Source organism: Aquipuribacter hungaricus (assembly GCF_037860755.1).
GTDB classification, from domain to species: domain Bacteria; phylum Actinomycetota; class Actinomycetes; order Actinomycetales; family JBBAYJ01; genus Aquipuribacter; species Aquipuribacter hungaricus.
The window spans coordinates 1-5713 of the sequence record NZ_JBBEOI010000221.1 but is presented as its reverse complement, the minus strand read 5'-3'; the positions used below and the strand labels follow the sequence as shown (position 1 = coordinate 5713).

Annotated in this window: 5 protein-coding genes; 3 read left to right on the top strand and 2 right to left on the bottom strand. The window is 76.2% G+C overall.

All coding sequences use genetic code 11. The features are described 5' to 3' along the window. Both WCS02_RS16615 and WCS02_RS16610 read right to left on the bottom strand, forming a co-directional pair. On the bottom strand, positions 1-1069 hold a 1069-nt coding region (locus WCS02_RS16615), incomplete at its 3' end, for an ABC transporter transmembrane domain-containing protein (RefSeq protein WP_340295256.1). Between the two features lie 76 nt (positions 1070-1145). Then, positions 1146-2369, bottom strand: coding sequence for a sensor histidine kinase (locus WCS02_RS16610; RefSeq protein WP_340295255.1), 1224 nt, complete (start codon positions 2367-2369; stop codon positions 1146-1148). A gap of 129 nt (positions 2370-2498) precedes the next feature. On the opposite strand from WCS02_RS16610, the gene xylA reads away from it, so the two are divergent. The 3 genes from xylA to WCS02_RS16595 all read left to right on the top strand — a co-directional run. Continuing rightward, positions 2499-3686: a xylose isomerase gene (gene xylA, locus WCS02_RS16605; protein WP_376984320.1), complete on the top strand. Its 1188-nt coding sequence runs from the start codon at positions 2499-2501 to the stop codon at positions 3684-3686. Positions 3687-3694: 8 nt separating this feature from the next. Beyond that, positions 3695-5131, top strand: coding sequence for a xylulokinase (gene xylB / locus WCS02_RS16600; RefSeq protein WP_340295251.1), 1437 nt, complete (start codon positions 3695-3697; stop codon positions 5129-5131). Between the two features lie 129 nt (positions 5132-5260). Next, a partial coding sequence (locus tag WCS02_RS16595) for a glycerophosphodiester phosphodiesterase (RefSeq protein ID WP_340295249.1) occupies positions 5261-5713 on the top strand: 453 nt, incomplete at its 3' end.

Here is a 5713-nt window from a genome sequence, read left to right as displayed (position 1 = left end):
CGGTCGCGCCGCCCGGCCGGCGGCCCGCCGCGGGGTCCGCCCCGCCGTCGAGCACGGGCGGGTCCACCCGCAGCACGGTGAGGACCTTGCGGGCGCCGACGTGGGCGCGGGCCCACTTCTCCAGCGCCTCCACCCCGGTCCGCAGCGGCATGACGAGGAACGCCGACAGCCCGTAGAAGGCGACGAGCTCGCCCGCGCTGATGGAGCCGCCGACGGCGGCGCGGGCGCCCAGCCACACCACGGCGGCGGTCAGCAGGCCCGGCAGCAGCACCTGCAGGCCCTCCAGCACGGCCTGCACCCGGGCCACCTCCTCCCCGGCGCGGCGGACGGTGGCCGAGCGGGCCCGGTACCGGTCGGCGAAGACGCGCTCGCCGCCGAGGCCGCGCAGCACCCGCAGCCCGGCGACGGTGTCCGCGCCGAGCGTGGTGAGCTTCCCGGCGACCTCGCGCTGGGCGTGCTGCCGGGTGTGGAGCGGGCGGACGACGAGGGCGAGCACGGCCACGCACAGCGGCATGCCGACGAGCACGACCGTGCCCAGCGTGGGCGAGGTCCCGAGCAGGTACACCGCGACGGCCACGGCGGCGGCGAGGGAGCCGGCGAAGCGCGGCACGACGTCCATCGCGCCGCCCACCTTGTCGGCGTCGGAGGCGACCGTGGCGACGACCTCGCCGGTCGGGACCTGGCGCGTGACGGACGTGCCCGCCCGGCGCAGGTGGCGCGAGACGTGCTGGGTGACCCGGTACATGGACTGCAGCCAGCAGCTCACGGCCGCCCGGTGCCGCAGCGTCCCGGCGACGGCCTGGAGCAGCACGAGGCCGGCGAGCACGCCCGCCCAGGCGAGCAGGGACGGCCAGGCCACGACGGTGCTGCCGTCGGCGGCGGTGGCGAAGCCGTCGTCCAGGCCGCGGCCCAGCGCCACGGGGATCGCCGCGAGCGCGACCATGTAGACGACGCCGAGCGCCGAGCCCCAGACGAGCGTCCGCCACTGGGCGCGGGCGACGCCGCCGAGGTAGCGCCACGGGCCGCGCAGGTCGGGCAGCCCCGGGTCGGGGACGGGGAGGTCACGCACGACGGGCCACGCTAGGTGCCCGGACCGTCACCGACGAAGGGGTTTTCTCCCGGCTGGCCCCGTCCTGCCCGGTCCGTCACCCGGGCCGGACCCCGACGGCGAACTTGGGCACCCGGAACGACACGCGCGTCCCGGCGCCCGGGGCGGTGTCGACGACGAGGCCGGCCGCGTCGCCGAACACCTGGCGCAGGCGCAGGTCGACGTTGCCCAGGCCGATCGAGTCCGGGGAGCCGCGCCCCTCGACGGCGGCCAGGACCACCGCCGGGTCCGCGCCCGCCCCGTCGTCGTCCACGCTGATGGTCGCGCCGTCCCCGTCGTCGTCGGCCCGGACCACCACGCGCACGGTCGCCCGGCCGCTCTCCAGGCCGTGCCGTACGGCGTTCTCGACCAGCGGCTGGACCGACAGGAACGGCACGGTGACCGCGAGCACCTCCTGGGCGACGGTGAGGTCGACGACGAGCCGGTCCCCGAACCGGGCCTGCTCGAGCACGAGGTAGCGCTCCACGTTGCGCAGCTCGTCGGCCAGGGTGGTGAAGGCGGCCTCGCGCCGGAAGGCGTACCGGGTGAAGTCGGCGAAGTCGAGCAGCAGCTCGCGGGCCCGGTCGGGGTCGGTGCGGACGAACACCGCGATCGCCGCCAGGCAGTTGTAGACGAAGTGCGGGCTGATCTGCGCGCGCAGGGCGCGCAGCTCGGCCTCCGCGGTCCGGCTGCGCTGCTGGTCGAGCTCGGCGAGCTCCACCTGGCTGGCCACCCAGCGCGCCACCTCCTCCGTCGCCCGCACCAGCTGCGCCGTGGGGCGCTCCCGGGAGTAGGCGACGACGGCGCCGATCACCCGGTCCTGCACCCCGAGCACCGACACGACGGCGCCGCGCAGCGTGCAGCCGGGCCGCTCGCACGCGACCTCGCGAGGGCCGAGGACCCGGGTGCGGCTCTCGCGGACGGCGCGGGCGGCGTGGTCCACGGCGTGGGAGGCGTGGCTGCCGCCGCTCCCGCCGCCGTCGTCCGCGCCCTCCCACGCCAGCAGCTCCGTCGCCGACACCAGCGCCAGCGCGGGCGTGCCGAGCAGCGCGCGCAGGTGCCGCGCGGCGGGGCGGGCGCCCTCCTGGCTCAGGCCCTGGCGCAGGCTGGGGGCCGCGAGCGCCGTGAGGTGCAGCGTCTCGAAGCGGGCGCGGTCGGCGTCGCTGGTCAGGCGCCGGCCCGTGCCCCAGCGGCCCAGCGCCCACCCCACCGCGACGACGAGCAGCGCCGTCAGGGTGGCGAGCACCAGCACGAGGAGCCCGGCCACCGGGGGCGAGGTCATGGCCGCAGTATCGTCCCGACCGCGGCGGACCCGGGCTCGACAGCGGTTCGTCGGTTGGCTAGCCTAATTGCCGACGGGTGTCCGACGGAGGAGCCCGTCACGACCACAGGCGAAGGAGCCACCGTGACGATCCCCACCCCCACCCCTGCCGACAAGTTCAGCTTCGGTCTCTGGACGATGGGCTGGCAGGCGCGCGACCAGTTCGGCGACGCGACCCGCGGCCCGCTCGACCCGGTCGAGGCCGTCAACCGCCTCGCCGAGGCCGGCGCCTACGGCATCACGTTCCACGACGACGACCTGGTGCCCTTCGGCTCCGCCGACGCCGAGCGGGACTCGATCCTCGCCGCCTTCAAGGGCGCGCTGGAGCAGACCGGCCTCAAGGTGCCCATGGCCACGACCAACACCTTCAGCCACCCCGTGTTCAAGGACGGCGCGTTCACCGCCTCCGAGATCGACATCCGCCGATACGCGCTGCGCAAGATCATGCGCAACATGGACCTGGCCGCCGAGCTCGGCGCCGAGACCTACGTCATGTGGGGCGGGCGCGAGGGCGCCGAGAGCGACTCCTCCAAGGACGTCCGCGTGGCGCTGCAGCGCTACAAGGAGGGCGTCGACCTGCTGTGCCAGTACGTCGTCGACAAGGGCTACGGCATGCGGCTGGCCATCGAGCCCAAGCCGAACGAGCCCCGCGGCGACATCCTCCTGCCGAGCATCGGCCACGCCATCTCCTTCATCTCCATGCTCGAGCGCCCCGAGATGGTCGGCATCAACCCCGAGGTCGGCCACGAGCAGATGGCCGGGCTCAACATGGTCCACGGCGTCGCCCAGGCCCTGTGGCAGGGCAAGCTCTTCCACGTCGACCTCAACGGCCAGACCGGCCCCCGCTACGACCAGGACTTCGTGTTCGGCCACGGCGACGTGAAGTCGGCGTTCTTCCTCGTCGACCTGCTGGAGAGCACGGACGCGCAGGGCAACCCCGCCTACGACGGCCCGCGCCACTTCGACTACAAGCCCTACCGCACCGACGACTACGCCGACGTGTGGGACTCGGTCCGCTCGAACATGGTCACCTACCTCATGCTCAAGAAGCGGGCGGCCGCCTTCCGCGCCGACCCCGAGGTGCAGGAGGCCCTGGCCGCCAGCGGCGCCGACGAGCTCGCGAAGCCGGCCCTCGCGCATGGCGAGACCTGGCAGGACCTGCTCGCCGACCGCTCCGCCTTCGAGGACTACGACGTCGAGGCCGCGGGCGCCAAGGGCAAGCACTACACGCGCCTGGACCAGCTCGCCCTCGAGCACCTCACCGGCTTCCGGGGCTGAGGCGCACCGTGGCGCTCGTCGCGGGGGTCGACTCCTCCACCCAGGCCTGCAAGGTCGTCGTGCGTGACGCCGCCACGGGTGCCCTGGTCCGCCAGGGCCGGGCGGCGCACCCCGACGGCACCGAGGTGCACCCCGACCGGTGGTGGGACGCGCTGCAGGAGGCGGTCGCCGCGGCGGGCGGGCTCGACGACGTCGACGCGGTGGCGGTGGGCGGCCAGCAGCACGGCATGGTCGCCCTCGACGCCGGCGGCGAGGTCGTCCGGCCGGCGCTGCTGTGGAACGACACCCGCTCCGCGGCGGCGGCCCGGGAGCTGGTCGAGGAGACCGACGCCCAGGCCTGGGCCGACGCGGTCGGGCTCGTCCCGGTGGCGTCGTTCACCGTGTCCAAGCTGCGCTGGCTGCGCGACGCGGAGCCCGAGGCGGCCGCGCGGGTGGCGGGCGTGTGCCTGCCGCACGACTGGCTCTCGTGGCGCCTGCTCGGCGGGGGCCCCGGCGGGCTGGGTCTCGACGCCCTGGTGACCGACCGCGGCGACGCGTCCGGCACGGGCTACTTCGACCCGGTCTCGGGCGCCTACCGGCGCGACCTGCTCGAGCGCGGCCTGGGTCACGACGCGGTCCTGCCGCGCGTGCTCGGCCCGTCCGAGAGCGGCGGCGCGGCCACCACGCTGGTCCGCGCCGGCGCGCTGGTCGGTCCGGGCACCGGCGACAACGCCGCCGCGGCGCTCGGCGTCGGGGCCGGTGCGGGCGACGTCGTCGTCTCCATCGGCACCTCCGGCGTGGTGTCCGGCATCAGCGAGGTCCAGGCCAACGACCCGACCGGGACCGTGGCGGGCTTCGCCGACGCGACCGGCCGGTTCCTGCCGCTGGTCTGCACCCTCAACGCCGCGCGGGTGCTCGACGCGACGGCACGGCTGCTCGGGGTGGACCACGCCGGTCTGGCCGAGCTCGCCCTCCAGGCGCCGGCCGGCGCCGACGGCCTCGTCCTCGTGCCCTACCTCGAGGGGGAGCGGACCCCGAACCTGCCGCACTCCACCGGCTCGCTGCACGGGCTGACCCTGGCCAGCACCACGCCGGCGCACCTGGCGCGGGCGGCGTTCGAGGGGCTGTTCTGCGGCCTCGCCGCCGGCATCGACGCGCTCGTCGAGCAGGGCACGCAGGTCCGCCGCGTGGTCCTGGTCGGCGGCGCCGCCGCCTCGCCGGCGACCCAGGCCATCGCCCCGGCGGTGTTCGGGCTGCCCGTCGTGGTCCCGCCGCCGTCGGAGTACGTCGCCGACGGTGCGGCCCGGCAGGCGGCGTGGGTGCTGACCGGCGGCGACGAGCCGCCGGCATGGACCATCGAGGGCGAGCGGACCGTCGAGGCGGAGGCCACCCCGCACGTGCGGGAGCGCTACGCCGCGGCGGCCGGGCAGGTCCTCGACCGGGTCCAGGCCACGCCTCACCCCTGACGGCACTCGGTCACCCCGGCGACGCGACCGCGTCGCCGGGGTCGCCGGTCGGTGAACTGTCGATGACGTGTGCCCGCCCGGGCCCGTCCGGCCACGCGGAGAGGCCCCCGGTCGCCCACGCTGGGGAGCGTGAGCCCGGTGCGCTACACCGAGGACGGCCCGCTGGTCGTCGCCCACCGCGGGGGTGCCGGTCTCCGGCCCGAGAACACCCTCGCCGCCTTCGCCTGCTCGGTCTCCCTCGGCGTGCTGTGGCTGGAGAGCGACGTCCGCGCCTCGGCCGACGGGGTGGCGGTGCTCCACCACGACCGCACCCTGGCCCGGCTGTTCGGCCTCGACGTCGCGGTCGCCGACCTGACGTGGGACCAGCTGCGCTCGCTGCGCACCCGTGACGGCGACCGCCTCGTCCGCCCGGCCGACGTGCTCGGCACGTTCCCGTCCGCGCGCCTGGCCGTCGACCTCAAGGACCCCGCCGTCGTGCCCGGCCTGCTCGCCGACGTGCGCCGCACCGGCTCGGCGTCGCGGGTGTGCCTGGCCGGGGCGCCGGACCCCCTGCTGCGCGCCGCCGCCGCGGCGGAGCCCGGG

Excerpts from the sequence above, each read along its gene's own strand:
- WCS02_RS16610 (WP_340295255.1), bottom strand. The coding sequence starts at position 2,369 with ATGACCTCGCCCCCGGTGGCCGGGCTCCTCGTGCTGGTGCTCGCCACC.